This window comes from Pseudomonas sp. CFBP13508 (genome assembly GCF_005233515.1).
Classification (GTDB): Bacteria; Pseudomonadota; Gammaproteobacteria; order Pseudomonadales; family Pseudomonadaceae; genus Aquipseudomonas; species Aquipseudomonas mercuritolerans.
Genome location: NZ_QFZZ01000011.1, coordinates 63,762 through 89,989 on the forward strand (window position 1 = coordinate 63,762; position 26,228 = coordinate 89,989).

At 60.6% G+C, this 26,228-nt stretch carries 29 protein-coding genes; 14 read left to right on the forward strand and 15 right to left on the reverse strand.

Annotated features, from left to right (window positions below):
- Positions 1–32: 32 nt before the first annotated feature.
- Positions 33–473 carry a heme-binding protein gene (locus tag PspCFBP13508_RS24725; protein ID WP_137215978.1) on the reverse strand — a complete coding sequence of 147 codons (441 nt, stop codon included), beginning with the start codon at positions 471–473 and terminating at the stop codon, positions 33–35.
- A 268-nt stretch (positions 474–741) separates the two neighbouring features.
- Between PspCFBP13508_RS24725 and gcl the strand changes: the two genes are divergently transcribed.
- The 9 genes from gcl to PspCFBP13508_RS24770 all read left to right on the forward strand — a co-directional run bounded on the left by gcl (position 742) and on the right by PspCFBP13508_RS24770 (position 12,002).
- Positions 742–2,517: a glyoxylate carboligase gene (gene gcl, locus PspCFBP13508_RS24730; RefSeq protein ID WP_137215980.1), complete on the forward strand. Its 1,776-nt coding sequence runs from the start codon at positions 742–744 to the stop codon at positions 2,515–2,517.
- 209 nt (positions 2,518–2,726) lie between these two features.
- The gene (gene hyi, locus PspCFBP13508_RS24735; protein WP_137215982.1) at positions 2,727–3,509 is read left to right on the forward strand and encodes a hydroxypyruvate isomerase; all 783 of its coding nucleotides are present in this window, start codon (positions 2,727–2,729) and stop codon (positions 3,507–3,509) included.
- A 119-nt stretch (positions 3,510–3,628) separates the two neighbouring features.
- Positions 3,629–4,522 (forward strand): 2-hydroxy-3-oxopropionate reductase, encoded by an 894-nt coding sequence (locus PspCFBP13508_RS24740; RefSeq protein ID WP_016771028.1) that lies wholly within the window; start codon positions 3,629–3,631, stop codon positions 4,520–4,522.
- Between the two features lie 154 nt (positions 4,523–4,676).
- Positions 4,677–5,951 (forward strand): glycerate kinase, encoded by a 1,275-nt coding sequence (locus tag PspCFBP13508_RS24745; protein WP_137215983.1) that lies wholly within the window; start codon positions 4,677–4,679, stop codon positions 5,949–5,951.
- Positions 5,948–7,363, forward strand: a complete 1,416-nt coding sequence (gene pyk / locus PspCFBP13508_RS24750) for a pyruvate kinase (protein ID WP_137215985.1) — start codon at positions 5,948–5,950, stop codon at positions 7,361–7,363. Before PspCFBP13508_RS24745 ends, pyk begins: the two co-directional genes overlap by 4 nt.
- Positions 7,364–7,508: 145 nt before the next feature.
- Positions 7,509–8,423, forward strand: a complete 915-nt coding sequence (locus tag PspCFBP13508_RS24755) for an urea transporter (protein WP_130911960.1) — start codon at positions 7,509–7,511, stop codon at positions 8,421–8,423.
- Positions 8,424–8,444: 21 nt separating this feature from the next.
- On the forward strand, positions 8,445–9,269 hold the full coding sequence (locus PspCFBP13508_RS24760) for an ion transporter (RefSeq protein WP_137215987.1): 825 nt from the start codon (positions 8,445–8,447) through the stop codon (positions 9,267–9,269).
- Between the two features lie 103 nt (positions 9,270–9,372).
- Positions 9,373–10,371 carry a sulfate ABC transporter substrate-binding protein gene (locus PspCFBP13508_RS24765; RefSeq protein WP_137215988.1) on the forward strand — a complete coding sequence of 333 codons (999 nt, stop codon included), beginning with the start codon at positions 9,373–9,375 and terminating at the stop codon, positions 10,369–10,371.
- Positions 10,372–10,814: 443 nt separating this feature from the next.
- Positions 10,815–12,002, forward strand: a complete 1,188-nt coding sequence (locus tag PspCFBP13508_RS24770; protein ID WP_137215990.1) for an MFS transporter — start codon at positions 10,815–10,817, stop codon at positions 12,000–12,002.
- Positions 12,003–12,180: 178 nt separating this feature from the next.
- On the opposite strand, the gene PspCFBP13508_RS24775 is transcribed toward PspCFBP13508_RS24770, so the two are convergent.
- The gene (locus PspCFBP13508_RS24775; RefSeq protein ID WP_137215991.1) at positions 12,181–12,585 is read right to left on the reverse strand and encodes a type II toxin-antitoxin system HicB family antitoxin; all 405 of its coding nucleotides are present in this window, start codon (positions 12,583–12,585) and stop codon (positions 12,181–12,183) included.
- Positions 12,585–12,797: a type II toxin-antitoxin system HicA family toxin gene (locus tag PspCFBP13508_RS24780; protein ID WP_076566640.1), complete on the reverse strand. Its 213-nt coding sequence runs from the start codon at positions 12,795–12,797 to the stop codon at positions 12,585–12,587. Before PspCFBP13508_RS24780 ends, PspCFBP13508_RS24775 begins: the two co-directional genes overlap by 1 nt.
- 183 nt (positions 12,798–12,980) lie before the next feature.
- On the opposite strand from PspCFBP13508_RS24780, the gene PspCFBP13508_RS24785 reads away from it, so the two are divergent.
- Together PspCFBP13508_RS24785 and PspCFBP13508_RS24790 are read left to right on the forward strand one after the other, a co-directional pair.
- Positions 12,981–13,448, forward strand: coding sequence for a helix-turn-helix domain-containing protein (locus PspCFBP13508_RS24785; protein ID WP_130911976.1), 468 nt, complete (start codon positions 12,981–12,983; stop codon positions 13,446–13,448).
- Positions 13,445–14,020 carry a PIN domain-containing protein gene (locus tag PspCFBP13508_RS24790; RefSeq protein ID WP_130911964.1) on the forward strand — a complete coding sequence of 192 codons (576 nt, stop codon included), beginning with the start codon at positions 13,445–13,447 and terminating at the stop codon, positions 14,018–14,020. Before PspCFBP13508_RS24785 ends, PspCFBP13508_RS24790 begins: the two co-directional genes overlap by 4 nt.
- A gap of 45 nt (positions 14,021–14,065) precedes the next feature.
- On the opposite strand, the gene PspCFBP13508_RS24795 is transcribed toward PspCFBP13508_RS24790, so the two are convergent.
- From PspCFBP13508_RS24795 to ccmA, 10 genes are all read right to left on the reverse strand, one after another.
- Positions 14,066–14,470, reverse strand: coding sequence for a hypothetical protein (locus PspCFBP13508_RS24795; protein WP_073472737.1), 405 nt, complete (start codon positions 14,468–14,470; stop codon positions 14,066–14,068).
- A 25-nt stretch (positions 14,471–14,495) separates the two neighbouring features.
- Positions 14,496–15,695 (reverse strand): c-type cytochrome biogenesis protein CcmI, encoded by a 1,200-nt coding sequence (gene ccmI / locus PspCFBP13508_RS24800; RefSeq protein ID WP_137215993.1) that lies wholly within the window; start codon positions 15,693–15,695, stop codon positions 14,496–14,498.
- Positions 15,692–16,162, reverse strand: a complete 471-nt coding sequence (locus tag PspCFBP13508_RS24805) for a cytochrome c-type biogenesis protein (RefSeq protein ID WP_137215995.1) — start codon at positions 16,160–16,162, stop codon at positions 15,692–15,694. The genes ccmI and PspCFBP13508_RS24805 overlap by 4 nt, the downstream gene beginning before the upstream one ends.
- The gene (locus PspCFBP13508_RS24810) at positions 16,159–16,695 is read right to left on the reverse strand and encodes a DsbE family thiol:disulfide interchange protein (protein ID WP_137215997.1); all 537 of its coding nucleotides are present in this window, start codon (positions 16,693–16,695) and stop codon (positions 16,159–16,161) included. The genes PspCFBP13508_RS24805 and PspCFBP13508_RS24810 overlap by 4 nt, the downstream gene beginning before the upstream one ends.
- Positions 16,692–18,680, reverse strand: a complete 1,989-nt coding sequence (locus PspCFBP13508_RS24815; protein ID WP_137215998.1) for a heme lyase CcmF/NrfE family subunit — start codon at positions 18,678–18,680, stop codon at positions 16,692–16,694. Before PspCFBP13508_RS24815 ends, PspCFBP13508_RS24810 begins: the two co-directional genes overlap by 4 nt.
- A gap of 3 nt (positions 18,681–18,683) precedes the next feature.
- Complete coding sequence (gene ccmE / locus PspCFBP13508_RS24820) at positions 18,684–19,139, reverse strand: cytochrome c maturation protein CcmE (RefSeq protein ID WP_016771044.1); 456 nt, start codon at positions 19,137–19,139, stop codon at positions 18,684–18,686.
- Entirely contained in the window at positions 19,136–19,312 is a 177-nt protein-coding gene (gene ccmD / locus PspCFBP13508_RS24825) for a heme exporter protein CcmD (protein WP_016771045.1), read from the reverse strand. The genes ccmE and ccmD overlap by 4 nt, the downstream gene beginning before the upstream one ends.
- The gene (locus tag PspCFBP13508_RS24830) at positions 19,309–20,064 is read right to left on the reverse strand and encodes a heme ABC transporter permease (protein WP_122611635.1); all 756 of its coding nucleotides are present in this window, start codon (positions 20,062–20,064) and stop codon (positions 19,309–19,311) included. The genes ccmD and PspCFBP13508_RS24830 overlap by 4 nt, the downstream gene beginning before the upstream one ends.
- A gap of 97 nt (positions 20,065–20,161) precedes the next feature.
- Positions 20,162–20,830, reverse strand: coding sequence for a heme exporter protein CcmB (gene ccmB / locus PspCFBP13508_RS24835; protein WP_039763615.1), 669 nt, complete (start codon positions 20,828–20,830; stop codon positions 20,162–20,164).
- Complete coding sequence (ccmA, locus tag PspCFBP13508_RS24840; RefSeq protein WP_137215999.1) at positions 20,827–21,462, reverse strand: cytochrome c biogenesis heme-transporting ATPase CcmA; 636 nt, start codon at positions 21,460–21,462, stop codon at positions 20,827–20,829. Before ccmA ends, ccmB begins: the two co-directional genes overlap by 4 nt.
- Positions 21,463–21,659: 197 nt before the next feature.
- Here ccmA and PspCFBP13508_RS24845 point away from each other — a divergent pair, with 197 nt between their 5' ends.
- The 3 genes from PspCFBP13508_RS24845 (at position 21,660) to PspCFBP13508_RS24855 (ending at position 25,108) form a co-directional block, all read left to right on the forward strand.
- The gene (locus PspCFBP13508_RS24845) at positions 21,660–23,234 is read left to right on the forward strand and encodes a flagellar hook-length control protein FliK (RefSeq protein WP_137216001.1); all 1,575 of its coding nucleotides are present in this window, start codon (positions 21,660–21,662) and stop codon (positions 23,232–23,234) included.
- Positions 23,231–23,560 (forward strand): EscU/YscU/HrcU family type III secretion system export apparatus switch protein, encoded by a 330-nt coding sequence (locus PspCFBP13508_RS24850; protein ID WP_137216003.1) that lies wholly within the window; start codon positions 23,231–23,233, stop codon positions 23,558–23,560. The genes PspCFBP13508_RS24845 and PspCFBP13508_RS24850 overlap by 4 nt, the downstream gene beginning before the upstream one ends.
- Positions 23,561–23,713: 153 nt before the next feature.
- The gene (locus PspCFBP13508_RS24855) at positions 23,714–25,108 is read left to right on the forward strand and encodes a hypothetical protein (RefSeq protein ID WP_137216005.1); all 1,395 of its coding nucleotides are present in this window, start codon (positions 23,714–23,716) and stop codon (positions 25,106–25,108) included.
- A gap of 149 nt (positions 25,109–25,257) precedes the next feature.
- On the opposite strand, the gene PspCFBP13508_RS24860 is transcribed toward PspCFBP13508_RS24855, so the two are convergent.
- A complete protein-coding gene (locus PspCFBP13508_RS24860; RefSeq protein WP_137216006.1) occupies positions 25,258–25,653 on the reverse strand; it encodes a DUF2802 domain-containing protein in 396 nt (131 codons plus the stop codon).
- Position 25,654: 1 nt separating this feature from the next.
- Positions 25,655–26,140: a chemotaxis protein CheW gene (locus tag PspCFBP13508_RS24865; RefSeq protein ID WP_016771050.1), complete on the reverse strand. Its 486-nt coding sequence runs from the start codon at positions 26,138–26,140 to the stop codon at positions 25,655–25,657.
- Positions 26,141–26,228 lie beyond the last annotated feature (88 nt).

Here is a 26,228-nt window from a genome sequence, read left to right on the forward strand (position 1 = left end):
GCTCGCGAAAGCGGTTATTCAGACACTGACATTCAAACAGTCACCCCGCCATCCGCCCTCAAATCCAGCGCCTCTACCGCTTTAATTGCCACCTGCTCGTCGACATCCGACAAATCCCCACTGATCCCGATCGCGCCGAGCACTTCACCGGCCTGGTTGCGAATCAGCACGCCACCAGGTGCCGGGACGACGCTGCCCTGCCCCATGCTGTTCAACGAAGAAAAAAACGCCGGGCGTTGTTGGGCGTCCTGGGCGAGAAGGCGTGAGCCTTTGCCCAAGGCGATGGCGCCCCAGGCTTTGCCGATGGCGATGTTCGGGCGCAGCAGGCTGGCGCCGTCTTCGCGTTGCAGGGCGATCAGGTGGCCGCCGGTGTCGAGCACCGCGATGGTCAGCGGCGCGGCGTTGATGCCGCGTCCTGCGTTGATGGCTTCGCTGACCAGGTTGACTGCGACTTTCAAGGTTAAAGCGCTCATGGTGCCGTCCTCATTTTGTTATAGGGAAAGTCGTGGGACTGCGCGTTTGTGCCGCAGTCCGATGACACAAATAGAACACAATGAAGTATATTTTTGTATACAATAATTCTCGAAAAGCGCCACATGCGACGAAAAGCCACAGCACAGCGGGCTTCCGACGAATGAAACAGGCGCTTGAGAAAATGGATTGACCTGCGCCGTCCGCCGTGAATACACTCTGCGCAAAGCCACTTGTATACAATTACAAAACGTAAAGAGGCACAAAACCATGAGCAAAATGAGAGCAATCGAAGCCGCCGTTCTGGTGATGCGCCGTGAAGGGGTTGATACCGCTTTTGGCATCCCGGGCGCAGCGATCAACCCGCTGTACTCCGCCTTGCAGAAGGTCGGTGGCATCGATCACGTCCTTGCTCGCCACGTTGAAGGCGCCTCGCACATGGCCGAGGGCTACACCCGCACCAAGGCCGGCAACATCGGCGTGTGCATCGGCACGTCCGGCCCGGCCGGTACCGACATGGTCACCGGGCTCTACAGCGCCTCGGCCGACTCGATTCCAATCCTCTGCATCACCGGGCAAGCACCTCGCGCCCGTATGCATAAAGAAGACTTCCAGGCAGTCGACATCACCAGCATCGTCAAGCCAGTGACCAAGTGGGCGACCACCGTTCTGGAGCCGGGCCAGGTGCCTTACGCGTTCCAGAAAGCTTTCTATGAAATGCGCTCCGGCCGTCCAGGCCCGGTGCTGATCGATCTGCCGTTCGACGTGCAGATGGCCGAGATCGAATTCGACATCGACGCTTACCAACCGCTGCCATTGGCCAAACCGACCGCAACCCGCGTACAGGTCGAGAAGGCTCTGGCGCTGCTGGATCAGGCCGAGCGTCCATTGCTGGTCGGCGGCGGCGGCATCATCAACGCCGACGCTAGCGACCTGCTGGTGGAGTTCGCCGAGCTGACCGGTATTCCAGTCATCCCGACCCTGATGGGCTGGGGCACCATCCCGGACGATCACCCGCTGATGGTCGGCATGGTTGGTCTGCAGACGTCGCACCGTTACGGCAACGCGACGATGCTCAAATCCGACGTAGTGCTGGGCATCGGTAACCGTTGGGCCAACCGTCACACCGGTTCGGTGGATGTCTACACCGAAGGCCGCAAGTTCATTCACGTCGACATCGAAGGCACGCAGATCGGCCGCGTGTTCACCCCGGATCTGGGCATCGTTTCCGACGCCGCCGCAGCGCTGACCGTGTTCATCGAAGTCGCCCGTGAATGGCAAGCCGCCGGCAAGCTGAAGAACCGCAGCGCCTGGCTGCAGGATTGCCAGCAGCGCAAGGCCAGCCTGCATCGCAAGACCCACTTCGACAACGTGCCGGTCAAACCGCAGCGCGTTTACGAAGAAATGAACCAGGTGTTCGGCAAGGACACCTGCTACGTCAGCACCATCGGTCTGTCGCAGATTGCCGGCGCGCAGTTCCTGCACGTCTACAAGCCGCGTCACTGGATCAACTGCGGCCAGGCCGGCCCGTTGGGCTGGACCATTCCGGCGGCGCTGGGCGTGGTGAAGGCCGATCCGAACCGCAAAGTCGTGGCCCTGTCGGGGGACTATGATTTCCAGTTCATGATCGAAGAACTGGCGGTCGGCGCTCAGTTCAAACTGCCGTACATCCACGTCGTGGTGAACAACTCGTACCTGGGCCTGATCCGTCAGGCGCAGCGCGGGTTCGAAATGGACTACTGCGTGCAGCTGTCCTTCGATAACCTGAATGCGCCGGAACTCAACGGTTACGGGGTTGACCACATCGCAGTCGCCGAAGGCCTCGGCTGCAAGGCGCTGCGTGTGTTCGAACCGTCGGAAATCGCCCCTGCCCTGCGCAAGGCCGAACAGATGATCGAAGAGTTCAAGGTGCCGGTGATCGTCGAGATCATTCTGGAGCGTGTGACCAACATCTCCATGGGTACCGAGATCAACGCGGTCAACGAGTTCGAAGACCTGGCACTGGTCGGCAATGACGCGCCGACGGCGATTTCGTTGCTCGATTAACTGCTGACTGCTCTCCCTGTGGGAGCGAGCCTGTGTGGTGAGGGGATTTATCCCCGTTAGGGCGCGAAGCGGCCTCAAAACCTGAAACCGCGGCGTATCAGGTACACCGCATACAATGGTTTACGACTGCTTCGCAGCCGAACGGGGATAAATCCCCTCGCCACAGCTCGCTCCCACAGGGGACCTCACAAGATTTACGGGAGACCACCATGCCGCGTTTCGCAGCCAACCTGTCCATGCTGTTCACCGAACAGGATTTCCTTGCCCGTTTCGACGCCGCCGCCAAGGCCGGTTTCAGTGGCGTGGAATACCTGTTCCCGTACGACTTCAGCTCGGCTGAAATCAAGGCAAAACTCGAGGCCAACGGGCTGACCCAAGTGCTGTTCAACCTGCCGGCCGGTGACTGGGCCAAGGGCGAGCGCGGTATTGCCTGCCTGCCGGATCGGGTCGAAGAATTCCGCGCCGGGGTTGATCTGGCGAGCGCCTACGCACAAGTGCTGGGCAACACTCAGGTCAACTGCCTGGCCGGTATCCGCCCGCAAGGCGTTGACGATGCCACCGTGGAAAAGACCTTCGTCGCCAACCTCAAATACGCCGCCGACAAGCTGCAAGCGGTGGGCATCAAACTGGTGATGGAAGCGATCAACACCCGCGACATCCCGGGCTTCTACCTGAACAACACGGCGCAAGCCCTGTCGATTCGCGAACAGGTCGGCAGCGCCAATCTGTTCCTGCAATACGACATCTATCACATGCAAATCATGGAAGGCGATCTGGCCCGCACCCTGCAATCGCACCTGGGCGAGATCAACCACGTGCAACTCGCGGACAACCCGGGGCGCAACGAGCCGGGCACCGGTGAAATCAACTACCGCTTCCTGTTCGAACACCTTGATCGCATCGGCTATCAGGGTTGGGTCGGTTGCGAGTACAAACCGCTGACCACCACCGAAGCGGGCCTGGGTTGGTTGAAAACCCATAACGCAATCTGATTGACCACGCACTGCAAAAAATCTGGGGCAGCTGCGCTGCCCAACGGGGATAAATCCCCTCGCCACAAAAGCTCACCAGCCATGGGTTGGGGGCACGACAAAAACAAGAGGATTTTCTCATGGCTAAAATCGGATTCATCGGCACCGGCATCATGGGCCACCCAATGGCGGCGAACCTGCAGAAAGCCGGTCACAGCCTGTTCCTGTCGCAACACCACGACGCTGCCCCGGCCGATCTGGTCGCCGCTGGCGCCGTCGCCCTGGCCAATCCGCGCGAAGTGGCGCAGGAAGCCGAATTCATCATCGTCATGGTTCCGGATACCCCGCAGGTCGATGACGTGCTGTTCCGCGCCGACGGTGTTGCGGCTGGTATCGGCAAGGGCAAAGTGGTCATCGACATGAGCTCGATTTCGCCGACCGCGACCAAAGCCTTCGCCGCCAAGATCAATGAGAAAGGCGCGCAGTACCTCGACGCTCCGGTATCCGGCGGTGAAGTCGGAGCCAAGGCCGCGACCCTGAGCATCATGGTCGGTGGCGACGCCGATGCCTTCGAACGCGCCCTGCCGCTGTTCCAGGCCATGGGCAAGAACATCACCCTGGTCGGTGGCAATGGCGATGGTCAGACTGCCAAGGTCGCGAATCAGATCATTGTCGCGCTGAACATTCAGGCCGTTGCAGAAGCACTGTTGTTCGCTTCGAAAAACGGTGCCGACCCGGCCAAAGTGCGTGAAGCGCTGATGGGCGGTTTCGCTTCTTCGAAGATTCTCGAAGTGCACGGCGAGCGCATGATCAAAGGCACCTTCGACCCGGGCTTCCGCATCAGCCTGCACCAGAAGGACCTGAACCTGGCCCTGCAAGGCGCCAAGGAGCTGAACATCAACCTGCCGAACACCGCCAACGCCCAGCAAGTGTTCAGCACCTGCGCCGCCATCGGTGGCAGCAACTGGGACCACTCGGCGCTGATCAAGGGCCTGGAACACATGGCCAATTTCTCGATTCGCGACAACAAATAAAGCCTGCACAAAACCCTGTGGGAGCGAGCCTGCTCGCGAAAGCGGCTTCACATTCAACATCCAAGTTGGCTGACATACCGCGTTCGCGAGCAGGCTCGCTCCCACAAGGGATCTGAGTCGCCCATTCGAATAACAAGAATTCCGGGAGCCCGCCATGTCGGTCGATCCGCAACAACTGCTGCGCGAGCTGTTTGCCACAGCCATCGACGCGGCGCATCCGAACCAAGTCCTCGAAGCCCATTTGCCTGCCGATCGCAGCGGTCGAGTGATCGTCATCGGCGCCGGCAAAGCCGCTGCTGCCATGGCGCAAGTGGTCGAGCGTTGCTGGGAGGGTGAAGTCACCGGCCTGGTGGTGACCCGCTACGGCCACGGCGCCCCGTGCGAAAAAATCGAAGTGGTCGAAGCCGCGCATCCGGTGCCGGACGCCGCCGGTCTGGCCGTGGCCAAACGCGTGCTGGAGCTGGTCAGCAACCTGACTGAAGAGGACCGCGTGATCTTCCTGCTCTCCGGCGGCGGCTCTGCCCTGCTCGCCTTGCCGGCCGAAGGCATCACCCTTGCCGACAAGCAGTCGATCAACAAGGCCTTGCTCAAATCCGGCGCGACCATCGGCGAGATGAACTGCGTGCGCAAGCACCTCTCGGCGATCAAGGGCGGCCGCCTCGGCAAGGCCTGCTGGCCGGCGACGGTTTACACCTACGCGATTTCCGATGTGCCCGGCGACCTCGCCACGGTCATCGCTTCCGGCCCGACCGTGGCCGACCCGAGCACTTCCGCCGAAGCCTTGGCGATCATCAAGCGCTACGGCATCGACATTCCCGCCTCCGTGCGCACCTGGCTGCAAAGCCCGGAATCGGAAACGGTCAAACCCGGCGACCCGAGCCTGGCACGCAGCCATTTCCAGTTGATCGCCCGCCCGCAGCAATCGCTGGATGCCGCTGCGGTGAAATGCCGTCAGGCCGGTTTCAGCACGCTGGTCCTCGGCGACCTCGAAGGCGAATCCCGTGAAGTGGCGAAAGTCCACGCCGGCATCGCCCGACAGATCATCAATCACGGCCAGCCACTGGCGGCGCCCTGCGTGATTCTCTCCGGCGGTGAGACCACGGTAACCGTGCGCGGCAATGGCCGTGGCGGGCGTAACGCCGAATTCCTCCTCAGCCTGACCGACAGTCTCAAGGGCCAGCCCGGCGTCTACGCACTGGCCGGCGACACCGATGGCATCGACGGCTCGGAAGACAACGCCGGCGCAATCATGACCCCGGACAGCTACGCCCGCGCCGCCGCACTGGGTCTGAGCGCCAGCGACGAGCTGGATAACAACAACGGCTACGGCTACTTCCAGGCGCTCGATGCGCTGATCGTCACCGAGCCGACCCGCACCAATGTCAACGACTTCCGCGCCATTCTGATCCTTGAGAACTGCAAATCATGACGCCTGATAAAAAGGTCAAAATCCTCGCCACCCTCGGCCCGGCGGTCGATGGTATCGACGACATCCGCGAGCTGGTCGAGGCCGGGGTCAATATCTTCCGGCTGAATTTCAGCCACGGCGATCACGCCGACCACGCCAAGCGCTATCAGTGGATCCGCGAAGTCGAGCGCCAGCTCAACTACCCGCTGGGCATTCTGATGGATCTGCAGGGGCCGAAACTGCGGGTCGGCAAGTTCGCTGACGGCAAAGTGCAGTTGCATCGCGGTCAGGCCTTCCGTCTCGATCTCGATGCGACACCGGGCGATGAACGCCGGGTCAACCTGCCGCACCCAGAGATCATCGCTGCGCTGGAAGCCGGCATGGATCTGCTGCTCGACGACGGCAAACTGCGCCTGCGTGTGGTCACCAAGTACGCCGATGCGATCGACACCAGCGTGCTCAACGGCGGCGAACTGTCCGATCGCAAGGGCGTGAACGTGCCGCAAGCGGTGCTCGACCTGAGCCCGCTGACCGCCAAGGATCGCCGCGATCTGAGTTTCGGTCTGGAGCTGGGCGTCGACTGGGTTGCGTTGTCGTTCGTGCAGCGTCCGCAAGACATTGTCGAAGCCCGCGAATTGATCGGCGACAAGGCGTTTTTGATGGCGAAAATCGAGAAGCCTTCGGCGGTCGAGCAACTGCGTGAGATTGCTGAGTTGAGCGACGCGATCATGGTCGCGCGCGGGGATCTGGGTGTTGAAGTGCCGGCGGAGAGCGTGCCGCAGATTCAGAAAAACATCATCACCACTTGCCGTGCGCTGGGCAAACCGGTGGTGGTGGCGACGCAGATGCTCGAGTCGATGCGCTTCTCCCCTGCCCCGACCCGCGCCGAAGTCACCGACGTCGCCAACGCCGTGGCCGAAGGCGCCGATGCGGTGATGCTCTCGGCGGAAACCGCCTCTGGTGAATACCCGCTGGAAGCGGTGCAGATGATGAGCAAGATCATCCGTCAGGTTGAGAACGGCCCGGATTACCAGACTCAGCTCGACGTCAGCCGACCGAAAGCCGAGGCGACCGTTTCCGATGCGATCAGTTGCGCGATCCGCCGGATCAGCAACGTGTTGCCGGTGGCGGTGCTGGTCAATTACAGCGAGTCGGGCGCCTCGACGTTGCGCGCATCGCGCGAGCGGCCGAAAGCGCCGATCCTCAATCTGACGCCGAACCTGCAAACGGCGCGGCGCTTGAGCGTGGCGTGGGGCATTCATTCGGTGGTCAACGATCGCCTGCGTCAGGTCGACGAAGTCTGCTCGACCGCGCTGGAGATTGCTCAGGCGCAAGGGATGGCCGAGCGTGGCGACACGCTGCTGATCACCGCCGGCGTGCCGTTCGGGCAGCCGGGGTCGACCAATTCGCTGCGCATTGAGACGTTGATTTAGCGCTTGTACCGGCCTCTTCGCGAGCAGGCTCGCTCCCACATTGGTTCTGTGTCGATCACAGAACCGAGACTGGACGCAGATCCATGTGGGAGCGAGCCTGCTCGCGAAGCAGGCGCCTCGGTTTTCCCTGACTTTCAGAACTGCCATGCCTGCCAATCACTTCAACACCCACTGCCCCGACTGGGCCGAGGCTTTGCTCAACGGTTTCAGTCAGATTTTCTTCCAGCGCCATCCGCTGTGCGGCCTGCTGTGTCTGTTGGCAATTCTGCTGACGGCGCCGGTGCTGTTCGCCGGGGCGCTGCTCGGTGGCGTCGCCGGTCTGCTCACCGCGCAACGGCGCAACTACGCCAAGGCCGATCGCCAGGCCGGGTTGTTCAGCTACAACGGCGTGCTGCTCGGCCTGCTGCTGAGCCTGTATTTCCCTTGGTCGCCACTGCTGCCGCCGTTGATTCTTGCGGCGGGCGGCTTGAGTGCGATGCTCACTCAGCAATGGCTCAAACATGTGTACCGCAGTCGCGCCATACCGGCGTATACCTCGCCGTTCGTGGCGCTCAGCTGGGTGCTGCTGATGTTCGCCGAACCGTCCGCGCCGGTGGCATCGGTCGACCTGAACACGACAAATCTGCTGGCCGCTGAACTGCGCGGATTCGGCCAGGTTATGTTCCTCGACCATCCTTTGGCCGGGGCGTTGATTGCCAGCGGTCTGCTGATTGCCGATCGCCGTGCGTTCTGCTGGGCGCTGCTGGCGTCGGCGATCGGCCTGGGCTCGAGTCTGCTGCACCACGAAACGTCCGCCGCACTGCTCGGACTCGGTGGCTACAACGCTGTACTCGCCGCCCTCGCCTTCAGCGCTCAGCGACAAAATCCGTGGCTGCCGCTGCTCGCCATTGTCCTGGCCCTGCTGGTGACGCCGCTGTTTGCCGCCCTCGGGCTGGCCACCCTGACCGCGCCGTTCATCCTCGCCTGCTGGTTGATTCGTGCCGGCATTCAAATGCTTGGCAAAGCGTCGCTTGCGCATGAGTCTTGCGCTCACGAGGAGAATCACCCTAGGCTGCGCTGATCTTCGATTCAGGCGTTATCCATGGACAGCAGCAACAATTGGCGCGAACGGCTCTACGTCATGATTTTCCAGAGCGACACCCCGGCCGGGCGTCGCTTCGACGGCATCCTGTTGGTGATCATCCTCGCCAGCCTGGTGATCGTGATGCTCGACAGTATCGACAGCATTCACCGTAATTACGCCGACGTTCTGGCCTATATCGAGTGGGGCTTCACGGCGATTTTCCTCGGCGAGTACATCCTGCGTCTGTACTGCTCGCCCAAGCCACTGCGCTATGCCTTCAGCTTTTATGGTCTGGTGGATCTGCTTGCGATCGTGCCGGGCATCCTCGCGCTGTATTACAGCGATGCGCAGTATCTGCTGATCATCCGCATCATTCGGATGCTGCGGATTTTCCGCGTGCTCAAGCTCAGCCCGTATCTCAAGCAAGCCAACTATCTGATGTCGGCGCTGCGCGGCAGCAAGCAGAAAATCGTCGTGTTTCTGGTCAGCGTGTGCACGCTGGTGACGGTGTTCGGCACGCTGATGTACGTGATCGAAGGCCCGGAGCATGGCTTCACCAGTATTCCCAAGGGCATCTATTGGGCGATCGTAACCTTGACCACTGTGGGCTTCGGCGACATCGTGCCGAAGACGCCGCTGGGCCAGGTGATTTCCTCGCTGGTGATGATCACCGGTTACTCGATCATCGCCGTGCCCACAGGGATTTTTACTGCAGAACTGGCCAATGCGATGCGCGGCGAGCAGCTGCAAACTGACTGCCCGGGCTGTCAGAAAAAGATCCACGAGCAGAGCGCGGCGTTCTGTTCGCGCTGCGGTAGTCAGCTGTTCAAGAAACTGGAATAAGCACAGAGCTTTTTAATCTTTAAGCGACTATGCGAGGCCCGCTATAGTCGCTGGCAAATCGCCTCATTTTTGACACGACACCCCATAGAACAAGGAATGCGCAGTGAAAAAACTCTTTGGCGCCTCACTTCTCGCCGCCGGCCTGGCCTTGGCCAACATCGCCCAGGCAGCACCGACGCTGCTCAACGTTTCCTACGACGTGATGCGCGATTTCTACAAGGACTACAACACTGCGTTCCAGAAGCACTGGCAAGCCGAGCACAAGGAGAACATCACCGTGCAGATGTCCTTCGGCGGCTCGAGCAAGCAGGCGCGTTCGGTGATCGACGGCCTGCCGGCTGACGTCATCACCATGAACATGGCCACCGACATCAATGCCCTCGCCGACAACGGCAAACTGGTCCCGGACAATTGGGTCACGCGCCTGCCGAACAACAGCGCGCCGTTTACCTCGGCGACGGTGTTCATCGTCCGCAAGGGCAACCCGAAGGCCTTGAAAGACTGGCCGGATCTGCTCAAGGACGGCGTACAGGTGATCGTGCCGAACCCGAAAACTTCCGGTAATGGCCGCTACACCTACCTGTCAGCCTGGGGCTATGTGCTGAAAAACGGCGGCGACGAGAACAAGGCCAAGGACTTCGTCGGCAAGCTGTTCAAGCAGGCGCCGGTACTGGACACCGGTGGCCGCGCCGCCACCACCACGTTCATGACCAACCAGATCGGCGACGTGCTGGTGACCTTTGAAAACGAAGCGGAAATGATCGCTCGCGAGTTCGGTCGCGATCAGTTCGAAGTCATCTACCCGACCGTCTCCGCAGAAGCCGAGCCACCGGTTTCGGTGGTCGATAAAGTCGTCGACAAGAAAGGCTCGCGCGCTGCGGCTGACGAGTATCTGAAGTACCTGTGGTCGCCGGAAGGACAGGAAATTGCGGCGGCCAACTACCTGCGCCCGCGTGACCCGACGGTGCTGGCGAAGTACACCGACCGCTTCCCGAAAGTCGACTTCCTTTCGGTGGAGAAGACCTTTGGGGACTGGCGCACGGTGCAGAAAACCCACTTCAATGATGGTGGCGTGTTCGATCAGATTTATAGCGGGCAGTAAGTCTTGATCTGAAAAAATCAAAAGGCGACCCGCTGGGGTCGCCTTTTTTGTTGAGCCAGAAGCCCCTCACCCCAGCCCTCTCCCATTGTGAGAGGGGGCCGACCGAGGTGACTCAAGTCAGACATCGACCTGCAGGACCGAGTCGATTATGGATCGAGAGAGATAATTTTTGGATTCGACCGTTGTGGATTCAGCGAATAATCATCAGGTCGGCGTACCTCCCAAGCATCCCCCGATCGGTTCCCTCTCCCTCTGGGAGAGGGTTAGGGTGAGGGGCTTTTATGGGTGTACCAGGAAATACAAGACCCTACCCGCCCCTTTGACCCAGATTTCAAAACCAGTCATTACACAACGTAATAACAGTTATCATCCAAAAACGTCTTCTGCTAACCCGCGCTGTCCATTAGCCTCATCGCTTTCCTGTGCTCGACCCGAGATCCCCTATGACCACCACTCCTCACGCAATGACCCGAGGCATGGTCCTGCTGTTCGCGTTTTGCTGCGGCGCCATTGTTGCCAACATCTACTACGCACAACCGATCATCGGCCTGATCGCGCCGGACATCGGCCTCTCCGACACCATGGCCAGTTTCATCGTCTCGCTGACGCAGATCGGCTATGCGTTGGGCCTGTTCTTTCTGGTGCCGTTGGGAGATCTGCTGGAAAACCGGCGGCTGATGATCATCACCACGCTGGTGGCAATCGCCAGTCTGCTTGGCGCAGCGTTTACCGAGCAGCCCAACGTGTTCCTGCTGATCTCACTGCTGGTCGGCTTCAGCTCGGTGTCGGTGCAGATCCTGATTCCGCTGGCCGCGCATCTGGCGCCGGAAGAGTCCCGTGGCCGCGTGGTTGGCGGGATCATGGGCGGTTTGCTGCTGGGTATTCTTTTGGCGCGACCGGTGTCGAGCGTGGTCGCCGATCACCTCGGCTGGCGCGCCATGTTCATGATCGCCGCAGCGCTGATGGCAGCGATCAGCATGGTGCTGGCGCTGACCGTGCCCAAGCGCCAGCCAGATCACAGCGCAACTTATGGCCAATTGATCGGCTCGCTGTGGACGCTGCTGCGCCAGCAACCGGTGCTGCGTCACCGGGCGTTTTATCAGGGCTGTATGTTTGCCACGTTCAGCCTGTTCTGGACCGCCGTGCCGCTGGAGCTGGCGCGCAACCATGGCCTGTCGCAAAGCGAAATCGCGATATTCGCCTTGGTCGGCGCTATCGGAGCCATCGCCGCGCCGATCAGCGGCCGTCTCGCCGATGCCGGCCACACACGCATCGCCTCGCTGCTGGCCATGCTCTTCGCCAGCCTGAGCTTCCTGCCCGCCTTCATTCACCCGGCCTACAGCGTCATCGGCCTGGCCGTAACCGGCGTGGTACTCGACTTCTGCGTGCAGATGAACATGGTCCTGGGCCAACGCGCGGTGTACTCGCTGGACGCGAAAAGTCGTGGCCGTTTGAACGCGCTGTACATGACCAGCATCTTCATCGGCGGCGCCTTCGGCTCCTCGGTGGCCAGCGCGGTATACGAGCATGGCGGCTGGTTGTGGATCGTGATTGTTGGCAGCGTGTTTCCGTTGCTGGCGTTGTTGCGGTTTTTGAGCACTTCACGACGCGCTTCATTGGCCACGGCTTGAGGGCGTCAAAAGCTTCGCGAGCAAGCTCGCTCCCACAGGTTTTGGGTGACCTGCGAATCACTGCAATACACAAAACCAGTGTGGGAGCGAGCCTGCTCGCGAACGCGGTGTGTCAGCCAGATGAGTGCCTGACCTGACGCCTTCGCGAGCAGGCTCGCTCCCACAATTGGACAAGCCTTCAATACCGAACCAGTTTCTCCATCGCCGCATCCGCCAGAAACGACGAGCGGCTTTTCACGTTGTGCTCGCGCACATAGCGATCGATGCGCTGAATCACATAACCGGGCAGCGTAACGTTGACCTTCTCGGTCTTGCCCAGATACGGCGAGATATCCAGCTCCAGCATGCCCCAGCCCATCCTGGCAAAATCCGGATGGCTGCGATGCGCCGCTGCCGAGGTCGGCATCGGAATCGCCTGACCGGCCGCCGCGATCTCCTGCAGCATGAGGTGAGCCACTTCCACGGCCGCGTTGTAGGCCTCCTCAAAGCTGTCCCCGGCCGTGACTGCGCCGGGAATATCGGGGATCTGAATGCCGATGGCAGTGTTCTCGTCACCCCACTCGATGCAGATGGGATATTGCATTACGGATCTCCTTCATGACGGGTTGGCGGGCTGAATAACCCCGCGCGCCGCCGAATGCTTTTGACTGTCCCCAGCGGTAAATCCTTTTTCGGATGCGGGACGGCAATCGTGTTCGGGTTGTAACGATGAGTGAAGATGTGATGACTGCCCGCAACCCGATCCAGCGTCCAGCCCGCCTCCTCCAGCTCCTTCATCAATAGCCTGCTCTGCACCAACCGCCTCCTTGGCCTGGCCCATTAAAAGTAACTCTAGAGTTATCTTTACTCAAGCACAGAGTGGGACGGGGTGATGGTTGGTTGTTTTACAAAGTATTCCTGAACCAGTTTCGTTTATTGCGAATTTCGTTTGATTCGAATAACGTCCGCGGATCTTCCTTACAATGCTGGAACTGTCTTATGACCACCGCTACTCCATCCGCCATCAATCTGCCCGTCGAACGTGAGGTCAAAGCCGCGATTGCAGGCCAGCGCGCCCTGACCGCATTTCTCGCAAGCGGTTTTGAAACTCAGCGAATCCAGATTTTTGATGAACAGAACGAAGCCCACAGCGTCGAGCTGCCAACATCGGCGTTGCGCTTGCTGAGCGATATCCTCGCGGCGCTGGCGCAGGGCAACGCTGTGAAGGTGGTACCGATCCACGCGGAGCTGACCACGCAGGAAGCTGCCGATCTGCTCAACGTCTCACGTCCGCACATGATCAAACTGCTGGAGCGCGGTGAGATTTCCTACCACAAAACAGGCAAGCACCGACGTGTGCGTTTTGCCGATCTGATGGAATATAAAACCCGGCGAGACACCGCCAGCGAGCAGGCAATGATGCTTCTCGCGGAGCAGGCACAGGCGCTAAGGACAGGATACGAGTGAGGCATTCCTCTTTCACTGCTGTATACGATGCATGCGTTTTATATCCGGCCCCTCTAAGAGATTTCCTGATGTGGCTCGCGTTGTCAGGGCTGTATCGGGCTCGCTGGACTCAGGAAATACACCACGAATGGAAGCGTAACTTATTGAAGAACAGATCCGACCTGACCCTCGAACAACTCGATCGCACATCGCAATTGATGGACCTGGCCATTCCAGACGCGTGTATCGATGGCTATGAAGACTTGGTGTCAGGCCTGACACTGCCTGATGAGAACGATCGCCATGTTCTAGCGGCCGCAATCCGATGCGGTGCCGATGTAATAGTGACGTTCAACCTGAAAGATTTCCCCACCCGTCACCTCGCGCCATACGGCATTGAAGCTCAGCACCCGGATGAGTTTGTGGAAAACCTTTTCCATCTTGATTCGGCTGCCGTCGTCGCTGCGGCTCAAAGCCAGCGACGGCAATTGAAAACGCCCAATGTGGAGGTGGACAAATATCTTGGCTTTCTCCAACGGCAAGGACTAGTCGAGTCGGTAAAGGTGTTAGCCAACTATCGTGCGATTCTCTGAAAATCAGACGCAAAAAAAACGGCGATCCCAGGATCGCCGTTTCTCTTACTGCCCGAATTTCTTGCCCAACCCCGGCGGGACGCCGTGGATGTTGGTGTCTTCCCACGGGCCGTTGGGGCTGACCGAGCGGCTCCAGCCGTTGTTCCAGCGGTAGTAGGTGCGCTGGCGGTAGAAGGTGTTGGTCTGGTCGTCGAGGACGTAGACGCCGAGTTTCTGGTCCCAGTGGCTGTTGCCGCCCGGTGGCGGGGCGAAGCTGGCCGAGGTGCGTGGCACGGGCTTGGCGGGTTTGGCCGGGATGCTCTTGCCGGGAGTCGGCGAGGTCGACGGGGTCGGGCTCGGTTGCGAAGGCGGGATCGGTGGCAGGCTGGTGGTCGGTTCCGGGCGTTGTACCGCACATGCACTCAAGCCCAGGGCCAGTGTGAGGACTGTGATGCGGGCGATGGTGTGCATGGCGGTGCTTTCCTGTTGGATCCGGTTATTTGTCCGGGCTGTCGATAGTCAGTTTTTGTGGCGCGGTGGTGCTGCTGGCCAGTGGGCCGCTGCGACCGATCCACTCGCCGGCAGTCGGTTGACCGGCCCGTGAGATGCGCGCAACCAGTTGGACTTCAGGGAAGTTGGACAGTTTCAACTGCGGCATCATTGCGTCGGCATCGCCCAGTTCGACGGTCACCGGCAGGTCGGCCACGGTCAGGCGTTTGGCCGCCAGCGGCGCCGGTGGGCCTGAAGTGGCGCGGGCGAAGATGAACACGCTGTCGCCCGGCTGCACCTTGCCTTTGAGTTCGCTGGCCAGATCGACGCTGACTTTCAGCAACGCAGCTTTCGGCGCCCGCGCCTGAGCAACCCGACCACCGCTTGCCTTCAGCCGTTCGGCGGCACGCTCGATACCGCCTTGCAGCGCAGCGCGAGAGTTGTCATCCGGCGGCAGTTGCGCGAGCAGGCGATTCCAGTAGTCGATGGCCTCCTGATAACGCTCGCCTTCGAACGCGGCGATGCCGAGCAGGCCGAGGCTGGTGACTTCTTTCGGATCAGCCTTCAGCGCTTCGTCGGTCAGTTTCTGAATCTGCTCCGACCACTTTTTACCGTCAGCAAAATACTGCGCCTGCGCCCACTGGCCGAGCAGTTCCGGCTGGCGACCGGCGAGGTTGGCGGCGCGTTCGAACATCTTCGCCGCTTCCGCCGGGCGGTCTTGAGCCATATAGGTACGGCCAAGGAAATACAGACCTTCAGCGGAATCCGGTTGCGCGGCCACCGCACGCTCCAGACGCTGGGTCATCTCTTCCATCGACTGCGGTGCCTGAGCGAATTCGCGGGTCAGTTCGACCTTGTCGGCGGCGCCGAAATGCAGGTACAGACCGAGGCCCAACACCGGCACCAGCACGGCGGCCAGCAGCGGCAACGGTTTGCCCAGTCGGGAAACCCGTGGCGCGCTGACACCCTCGGTATCCGCCAGCAACTCACGTGCAGCCTCGGCGCGGCCGCTGTCCAGTTGCGCGGCGTCGAGCACGCCTTCGGCCTGCTGCGCTTGCAGTTCGGCAACACGTTCCTGATACAGCGCGACGTTCAGCGCGGTGCGATCTTCTTCCCGCTGGGCGCGACGTTCGCGCAGCACCGGGATCAGCAGAAAACTCAGGGCGACCAGAAGCAACAGCCCTGCGGCGAGCCAGAAATCAATCATTCTTGGTTTTTATCCAACAGTTGGTCGAGGCGCTGACGTTCTTCGGCAGACAGCGATGACGGCGTTTCGGCACGTTGCCCGCGACGCCTGCGCACGATCAGCGCGATCACCACGAAACCACCGAGCAACAGACCGGCCGGGCCGAACCACAGCAGTGCGGTCTTCGAATTGAGCGCCGGTTTGTAGCGGACGAAGTCACCGTAACGATCGACCATGAAGTCGATGATCTGCTGATTGTCCTTGCCCTCACCGAGCATGCGGAAAATCTCTTTGCGCAGGTCGGCGGCGATCGGCGCGTTGGAATCGGCAATGTCCTGGTTCTGGCACTTGGGGCAGCGCAGTTCCTTGGTCAGTTCGCGGAAACGCTCGCGGTCGCCCTCTTTGGCAAATTCGTAGGTGTCGATGGCCGCATGGGCGACACCGGCCAGGCTCAAACCCAGCACCACCGCTGCGAGAAAACGCTTCATGGCTTGGCCTCATCGACCAGCGCCTGATACTTGGCTGCGAGTTTTTCGCGCCAGACCTGCTCGTCGATCACCCCGACGAACTTGTCGCGGATGATGCCTTTGGCATCGATGAAGAAGGTTTCCGGCGCGCCGTAGACACCAAGATTCAAGCCCAGCGAACCCTCGTCGTCACGAATATCCAGCGCATACGGATTGTGAAACTCGGCCAGCCATTTCAAGGCGTCGGCGTTGGTGTCCTTGTAGTTGATGCCGTAGATCACCACGCCGCGCTCGGCGAGTTTGTTCAGCACCGGGTGCTCAACGCGGCAGGAGATGCACCAGGTGCCCCAGACATTGACCAGTGCCGGTTTGCCGAGAATGTCGGCCCTGGTCAGCGTCTTGTCACCCTGCACACTCGGCAGGGAAAACTCCGGGAACGGCTTGTCGATCATCGCCGACGGCAGCTCCGCCGGATCCAGATACAGCCCGCGATAAAGAAACACCGCCACCAGCAGGAATATCGCCAGCGGCAACAACATCAACCAACGCCTCATGCCGCCGCTCCCGTCATGCCCAGCGCTTCGCGCACTTTGCTTTTCACCTTGACCCGATAACGCCGATCCAGCGCCGCCAGCAAACCACCCAATCCGGTGAGCAAGCCGCCGAACCAGATCCAGCGCACGAACGGTTTGACGTGTACGCGCACGGCCCAGGCGCCGTTATCCAGCGGTTCACCGAGGGCGACGTAGAGATCGCGGGTAAAACCGGCATCGATGCCGGCTTCGGTCATCACCGAGTTCTGCACGGTGTACAGACGCTTTTCCGGGTGCAGCACGCTGATTTCCTTGCCATCGCGAATGACGCGGATGGTGCCTTTGTCCGAGGTAAAATTCGGCCCCTCGAAATGCTTGGCGCCTTCGAAGACGAACTGATAGCCGGCCAGATCCATCGACTCGCCCGGCGCCAGACGCAGGTCGCGCTCGGCACTGTTCTGGCTCGACAACACCACGCCCAGCGCGCACACGGCGATGCCGAGGTGGGCGATCTGCATGCCCCAATAACTGCGGGTCAGCGTCGGCAAACCTTTGATCAGGCCTTTGTGGCGAGTCTTGTCGAACAGGTCGCGCACACCGGCGAGCAACACCCAAGCGGCGAGCAGGAAAGTCGCAATTACCGCCCAGTTGAAATCGCCGTAGGCCACGCTGGCCACAACGGCCAATGCGACGCTGCCGAGCAGCACCGGAGTGAGCATGTTTGCCAGCCATTTCACCGGCGTGTCCTTCCAGCGCACGATCACACCGATCGCCATGACCAGCATCAGCAATGCCATCAACGGTATGAACAACGCATTGAAGTACGGCGGGCCGACCGACAGTTTGGCGCCACTGATGGCATCAAGAATCAGCGGATACAAGGTCCCAAGCAGGATCATCGATGCAGCGACGACCAGCACCAGGTTGTTGCCCAGTAGCAAGGTTTCCCGCGACCACAGATTGAAGCCAACCTGACTTTTCACCACCGGCGCACGCAGCGCAAACAGCGTCAGCGAACCGCCGACCACGAACAGCAGGAAAATCAGGATGAACACGCCGCGCTCCGGATCGGAGGCAAACGCATGCACCGAGGTCAGCACGCCCGAACGAACGAGGAAAGTGCCGAGCAGGCTCAACGAGAACGCGGCAATCGCCAGCAACACCGTCCAGCTCTTGAACACGCCGCGTTTCTCGGTGACCGCCAGCGAGTGAATCAGCGCGGTGCCGACCAGCCACGGCATGAACGAGGCGTTTTCCACCGGGTCCCAGAACCACCAGCCGCCCCAGCCGAGTTCGTAATACGCCCACCACGAACCGAGGGTGATGCCAATGCCGAGGAACGCCCAGGCGACGATCGTCCATGGCCGCGACCAGCGCGCCCACGCCGCATCGAGGCGACCGCCCATCAACGCTGCGATGGCGAATGCGAACGCCACCGAAAAGCCGACGTAGCCCATGTACAACATCGGCGGGTGAACGATCAGGCCAATGTCTTGCAACAGTGGATTGAGGTCAGCGCCATTGCTCGGCATCTGCGGCAGGATGCGTTTGAACGGGTTGGACGTGAGGATCAGGAACAGCAGGAAACCGGTGCTGATCATACCCATCACCGCCAGTACCCGGGCGAGCATGACTTGCGGCAACTGCCGGGAGAACACCGACACGGCGAAGGTCCAGCCGCCGAGGATCAACGCCCACAGCAGCAGGGAACCTTCGTGGGCGCCCCACACCGCGCTGAATTTGTAGTACCACGGCAAAGCGGTGTTGGAGTTGTTTGCCACGTAGGCGACAGAGAAATCATCGGTCATGAATGCGTAGGTCAAAATGCCGAACGCAAACAACAAAAAGGCAAACTGCCCCCATGCGGCGGGCTGGGCCAGACTCATCCAGAAACGGTCACCGCGCCAGGCACCGACCAATGGCACCACCGCTTGCACGAGGGCAAAGCACAGGGCAAGGATCATCGCCAGATGGCCCAACTCAGGAATAAAAATCGCCGAGGTCATCGATCAACCCTCCTTCACAGGCGTCGGTGCGGATTGACCGCTGTCCTTCAGCGCTTTGGTCACTTCCGGCGGCATGTACTTCTCGTCGTGCTTGGCCAGCACTTCATCGGCGACCACCACGCCATCAGCGTTGAGCTTGCCGAGGGCGACAATGCCCTGCCCTTCGCGGAACAGATCCGGGAGGATGCCGCGATAGGCGATGGTCACGGATTTGTTGAAGTCGGTGACGACGAATTTGACGTCCAGCGAATCCTTGGAGCGTTGCAGCGAACCGGCCTCGACCATGCCGCCGGCGCGGATGCGCGTGTCCTGCGGCGCTTCGCCGTTAGCGATCTGCGTCGGCGTGTAAAACAGATTGATGTTTTCCTGCAACGCGCTCAGGGCCAGGCCAACAGCAGCGCCCACTCCGACCAGAATCGCCAGAATGATGATCAGACGTTTTTTGCGCAGCGCATTCACTTGCCGTTCTCCCGGCGCAGACGACGCGCCTCTTGTTGCAGATAACGCTTGCGCGCCGCAATCGGCGCCACCACGTTGAGGGCCAGCACCGCCAGACAGATGCCGTAGGCCGACCAGACATACAGGCCGTGATGGCCCATGGCGAGAAAATCGCCGAATGAAGCAAAACTCATCGCACCGCCTCCAGACTCTGCTGCACTTCAGTCTTCACCCAACTGGCGCGGGCCTCGCGCTTGAGCACTTCAAGACGCATGCGCAGCAACAGCACAGCGCCGAAGAAGCAGTAGAAACCCAGCACCGTCAGCAGCAGCGGCAGCCACATTTCCGCGGGCATCGCCGGTTTTTCCGTAAGGGTGAACGTCGCGCCCTGGTGCAGGGTGTTCCACCACTCCACCGAGTATTTGATGATCGGAATGTTGATCACGCCAACAATCGCCAGCACCGCGCAGGCCTTGGCGGCGCTGTCACGATTGCTGATGGCGTTGCCCAGCGCGATCACGCCGAAATACAGAAACAGCAGAATCAACATCGAGGTCAGGCGCGCGTCCCACACCCACCACGAGCCCCAGGTCGGCTTGCCCCAGATGGCCCCGGTGACCAGCGCCACGGCGGTCATCCACGCACCGATCGGTGCAGCGCATTGCAGGGCGACATCGGCCAGTTTCATTTTCCACACCAGCCCTACCACACCGCACACGGCGAGCATTACGTAGATCGACTGGGCGAGCATCGCTGCAGGTACGTGGATATAGATGATGCGAAAGCTGTTGCCTTGCTGGTAATCCGGCGGCGCGAACGCCAGGCCCCAGACCACGCCAACGCCAATCAGCAGCAACGCTGCGATGCTCAACCACGGCAGGAACTTGCCGCTGATGCCGTAGAACCACTTGGGCGAGCCGAGCTTGTGAAACCAGGTCCAGTTCATACTGTTTCCATCACGGTTGCCGCTCATCATCGCGAGCTGGCAGAGGGTCATGCCTTTCTTCTGGAAGAAGTGGTCAATTTTTGACCAGGCCTCATTATTATTCGCCGACGCTGATCTTCAGGCCAGCGGCTATTGCAAAGGGTGTCAGGGTGATCGCCAGCGCTGTGAGGCTGGCCATCCACAACAGGTATCCGGTCGCCGGCATGCCTTGCAGCGCCGCTTGCAACGCGCCGCTGCCAAGGATCAACACCGGGATGTACAGCGGCAGAATCAGCAGCGCCAGCAACAGACCGCCGCGCTTCAGGCCGACCGTCAGCGCCGCCCCGACTGCACCGAGCAGGCTCAACACCGGCGTACCGAGCAGCAACGACAGCAGCAACACCGGCAGGCACGCGGCTGGCAAACCGAGCATCAGCGCCAGCAACGGCGACAGCAGCACCAGTGCCAGACCGGAGAACAGCCAGTGTGCCAGCACCTTGGCCAAGACCAGAAGCGGCAGCGGGTGCGACGAAAGGACCCACTGTTCCAGCGAGCCGTCTTCGAAGTCACTGCGAAACAATCCGTCCAGCGACAGCAGGACCGACAACAACGCCGCCACCCAGACTAACCCCGGGGACAGGTTTTGCAAGACTTGAGTTTCCGGGCCGACGGCCAGCGGGAAAAGGGCAATGACGATGGCAAAGAAAATCAGCGGATTGGCCAGCTCCGCCGGGCGGCGGAACAGCAGTCGCGATTCGCGGGCAAGCAGCAGGCCGAAGACACTCATACCGCCCATTTCCCCAAATCGATGTCGCGATAACCGGCCGGCATGCGGCTCAGGGTGTGGTGGGTGGTCAGCACCACCAGGCCGCCGCGTTCGCAGTGGCCGGCCAGATGCTCTTCCAGTTGCGCAACGCCCTGCTTGTCCAGCGCGGTGAAAGGTTCGTCGAGAATCCACAACGGCGGGCTGTCCAGATACAACCGCGCCAGCGCCACACGGCGCTGCTGGCCGGCGGAAAGGCTGTGGCAGGGAACGTCTTCGAAACCGCGCAATCCTACTGCTGCCAGCGCCTGCCAGATCGCCTCGCGTTCGGCAGGATGATGCAGGGCGCACAGCCACGACAGGTTTTCTTCAGGAGTGAGCAGATCCTTGATCCCGGCGGCGTGGCCGATCCACAACAGGTTTCGCGCCAGTTCGCTGCGTTGTTCGGTCAGCGGTTGACCATTGAGCAGCACCTTGCCATCGGTGGGTTGCATCAAACCGGCGAGCAGACGTAAAAGACTGGTCTTGCCGCTGCCGTTGGGGCCGCTGATCTGCACCATGTCGCCACTGGCCAGGCGCAATTCGAGGTTTTCGAACAGCAGCCGCAGATCGCGTTCACACGTCAGGGCAACGGTTTGCAGGACAGGACTGGTCAAGGGATCACGGGCCTTATACGGTTCAAGTCGGCTCTGGAGCGGCCGTTAAAGAGATGCAGCATAGATGCTTTGATCGCTCGATCTGGCGAGCTGGATCAAACAATTGCCAGGTTTTTTGAACGAAGCGCACGACGCGCGGCATTATACATGCCGTGCCTTACTCTCAAGAGCGCAATTTCCTCAGGTTGTGTCCGCGTATGACAGGCGAAATGAACATCCTCCCGCTGCCGCCCACCGTGTCGGCGAGCGCTCGCCCGCAGATGGGTGAACTGCTCAAGCTGCTGACGCCGGTGGAGGGCTTGATCGGCGCCGGGCAAAGCGCCAAGGCCGAGGTGTTATCGCTCAAGCAGGCCGACCAGACCTTTGAATTGCTGCTCAAAGTGACCCTCGACAGCGGTCGCCATACCACCGTGCAGGCCAGCAGCAATCTGCCGTTGCCACAGGGCACCAACCTGGCGATCACTCAGCCGTCGGCCGGCAATCTGGCGATCACCGTGCAGCAAGCGATCGCCAGCAGCGTCGCCACCCTCACCCTCATCGATACCGCGCAATTGCCCGCCGGCACCCTGCTGCAAGGCAAAGTCGTGACCTCGCAAGCCCTGCCGCAAACGCCGGGACAAGCGGCGGTATTTCGCTCGATGGTCACCCTGCTCAACACCGCGTTGAGCGGCAGCACCTTGACCGTCGACAGCCCGCAACCACTGCGCATCGGCACCTTGTTGTCGGCGCAGGTGCAGGACGCGCAGACCCTTAAATTCGTGCCGCTGAGCAGCCGTCAGGAACAATTGGCGGTCAGTCAGCAATTGCTCGGCCAGCAAAGCCGCCAGGGCTCGCTCGATGGCCTGCTGAAGATGTTGCAAAATCTGCCGCCGGCGACTGACCAGACCTCGGCCGATCTGCGCGCGGTGGTCGACAAGCTGCTCGCCAGCCTGCCGGACGTGCAGCAAATGAGCACCGCCAAAGGCGTGGCGCTGGCCTTGGCCAACAGCGGCGCGTTCCTCGAAGCGAAATTGCTCGGCGGACAAAATCCCACGCTCGCCCCGGACATGAAGGCCGACCTGCTCAAACTGATCGCGCAACTGACCCCGGGCCTGCCGAGCAACACCAATTTCAATGCGATCATCGCCGCCAACACCTTGGCGCAAGCGCTGCCGAGTTTCGTCCGGAACGCCCTCGGCACCCTCGGCCAGGTCAGCGCCAAACCGGTGCCCAGCAGCTTCCCGTTGCCCGAACGACTGCTGGCGAAACTCGAAGGCGAAGGTGATCTCGAACAACTGCTGCGCCTCGCCGCCGCTGCGGTGTCGCGTCTGCAGAGCCATCAGCTGTCGAGCCTGGAACAGACCGGCGTCACCGACGATGGCCGCCTGCTCAGCACCTGGCAGCTGGAAATCCCCATGCGCAACCTGCAAGACATCGTGCCGTTGCAGGTCAAGTTTCAGCGTGAAGAAGCGCCGGAGCGCGAACCGCAGCCCCACGAGCGCCGCGATGAGCGCGAAGCCAAACAGCAACTGTGGCGCGTCGATCTGGCCTTCGATCTGGAACCGCTCGGGCCGATGCAGATTCAGGCGCAACTGATCGCCGGCAGCCTGTCCAGTCAGCTGTGGGCCGAGCGTCCGTACACCGCTGACCTGATCGAAAACAATCTGTTTGCCTTGCGCCAGCGCCTGCTCGATTCCGGGCTCAACGTCGGCGACCTCGACTGCCACCACGGCACGCCGCCGCAAGGCAACCAAACCCGCCTCGAACACCGCTGGGTCGACGAAACCGCATGAACGATTCCACTGCCCCACGCCAGGCCATCGCCCTCAAATACGACGGCAACCACGCCCCGACCCTCACTGCCAAGGGCGACGAGGAACTGGCCGAAGAGATCCTGCGCATCGCCCGCGATTACGAAGTGCCGATCTACGAGAACCCTGAACTGGTGCGCCTGCTGGCGCGGATGGAACTGGGCGACAGCATCCCCGAAGAGCTCTATCGCACCATCGCCGAGATCATCGCGTTTGCCTGGAACCTGAAGGGTAAATTCCCCGAGGGACAAGACCCGAACGTGCCGATGGTCGAGAAGGACATCACCGCCCGTGGGGATGACTACTGAGCCGCAGTCGCAGTCTCTTCTGCGCCCTGCCATATACCGTTTGTCGCTACTGTCAGGTCTGACAGTAGCGCATGCCCGATCCCGCAGCGCTTGATTACGGACCAGACCTGAACCAGGTTGCCCGAAGGTCCACAATCTTGAGGGATTGATTCCATGCCAAACGAGAAAGATGAATTGCCCCTGAACATAAACGCTGAAGGCGGACTGCTGGTCATGGGCGCACGCGGCAATCGGGGTGGTCTTGGCAACTTCTACACGCGCAGCTGGCGACTTGTAGCGCTGGACGCCTCAACGCTCAAACCGTTGAACGTCACGTGGCAGTATGTTGGAGACAAGCAGTCCGCCACAGCTAGCGAATTTTTCGATGTCCGGCCTTATGAGGAACTGATCGTCTGGTCGGGCAAGAATCGGATAACCCTGAACCCGTCAAACATTCTCGGTACATCATTCGCCCTGTGCGCTGTTTTGGACAGCCGGGCAGTCCATGCATGGGGTCACGTCGATGGCGGCGGCATTTTGCCGGAACCGGTAAGAGAAGCGCACGACGTCGTAGAGTTGTCGGCGGGGATGAGAGCCTTTGCGATTCGGCGCGCGCAAGGCAATGTCCTCGCTTGGGGGCTTCAGCCCAGCGGGACCGTCCCCGAAGATATCGCACAGCTGAATACGGTTGTCGCGGTGTCGGGAAGCACTTATGTTTTCGTAGCCCTTCTTGAGTCGCGCAGGCTTGTCGTATGGGGCATGCCCGAGATGGGAGGCGCACTTCCGCCCGAAATCGCCGATTTGACCGATATCATGCAAGCGTCTGGTGGCCAGTATGGTTTCGCCGCGCTGCGCAGCACTGGCAACGTCGTCTGTTGGGGCTATCATGACCATTCAGCGCAGCTGCCGGACGATATCGCGTTGCTCACCGACATAACCAGACTGGCTTGCTCGACTCATGCTTTCGCAGTAGTGAGCGACAATGGCCAAGTGCGCGCATGGGGGCATGAATCGCTTGGAGGCCAAGTGCCGTCGGACATCGCAGCACTGAGAGATATCGTCGACCTGGCCAGTAACAGCTCAGCCTTTGCAGCACGCAGAAGCAATGGCGCACTGGTCGTATGGGGACATATGCCGCCCATGCCAGAAGAGATTGCCAGTCGCAACGACATCGTCCACGTCATAGGCTCCGGATCCGGATTTGTCGTGCTGTGCGGGGATGGCTCAGTGCACGCTTGGGCTACCCTCCCCAGCGATATCGTTAACATTCCGCCAGACATTCGCCAGTTGAGAGACATTGTCGCCATTAATGCCAACCAAGACGCGGTCGTAGCATTGCGCAGCAACGGCGTGGCAGTTGCGTGGGGAAGAGAGAACAGCGGCGGCGATACCAGCGCAGTTGCCCATTTGCTCACTGACGTGCGTGCTGTGTACGGAGGAGGCGATACTTTCGTGGCACTCAGGGCAGATCGTCGAGTAGTGGCTTGGGGCAACGCCGACTTCGGCGGTAACGGTGAGCAGAAAGCCCTGTATCAACTGATCAGTTACACAAAAACTCCGGCGAGCTGATCCGGACAACTGCGGATCGCTATGCCTGCGATGCAATCGAGAAAAAAGATCGCAGCCTTCGACAGCGCTTACACGAGATTTATGCAGGCGCTGCCTCCGATGCGATCTTTTGATCTTGCTTGCCGCTTGAAGCTTGAAGCTTGAAGCCCCTAGCTGCCTTTGTGCAACTTGCGCATCAACTCCGCCTCAGCCTGGGTCAACCCGCACGACTGAGTCAGTTCATCGACACTCGCGCCCATGCCCACCAGTTTCGCCGCCTGGGCGAATGACAGGCTCGACGGGTCGCGTTGTTCCAGTGCAACGATCTTGTCCGGCAACGGACTCACCACCGCACGCAACTCGTGCAGGGCCTCGCCCATGCGCACGTTGCCGTTCTGGTAGTCGTCAACGCGTTTGGCCAGGTCCTTGATGCGCTGATCACGCAGCGCATCGCCCTGGGCCTGCTGCGCAGCGATCACTCGCTGCGCCTTGATGTACGAGACGAACATCGCCAGCGTACCGGCCCAGAACAGGAACAGAACAATTACCGCAACCTCGAGAATCAAATCAGATGCTCTCCAGTTCCGACCATTCTTCTTCGCTCATCATCTTGTCCAGCTCGACCAGAATCAGCAGCTCGTTGTTCTTGTTGCACACGCCCTGGATGAACTTGGCCGATTCTTCGTTACCGACGTTCGGTGCGGTTTCGATTTCCGACTGACGCAGGTAAACCACTTCGGCCACGCTGTCGACCATGATCCCGACGACTTGCTTGTCGGCTTCGATGATGACGATACGGGTGTTGTCACTGATCTCGCCGCTGTGCAGGCCGAAGCGCTGACGGGTGTCGATCACGGTGACCACGTTACCGCGCAGGTTGATGATGCCCAGCACGTAGCTCGGTGCACCCGGTACCGGCGCAATCTCGGTGTAGCGCAGCACTTCCTGCACGCGCATCACGTTGATGCCGTAGGTTTCGTTATCCAGTTTGAAGGTCACCCATTGCAGGATCGGATCTTCAGAACCTTTTGCATTCGACGCCTGACTACTCATACCCTGACCCCTCGAAAAAACCGCCCCGGGCGGTGTGTGTTCTGTGTGGTGGCATTGAAAAATGCCATCGCCTGATTGTTATGTCGGC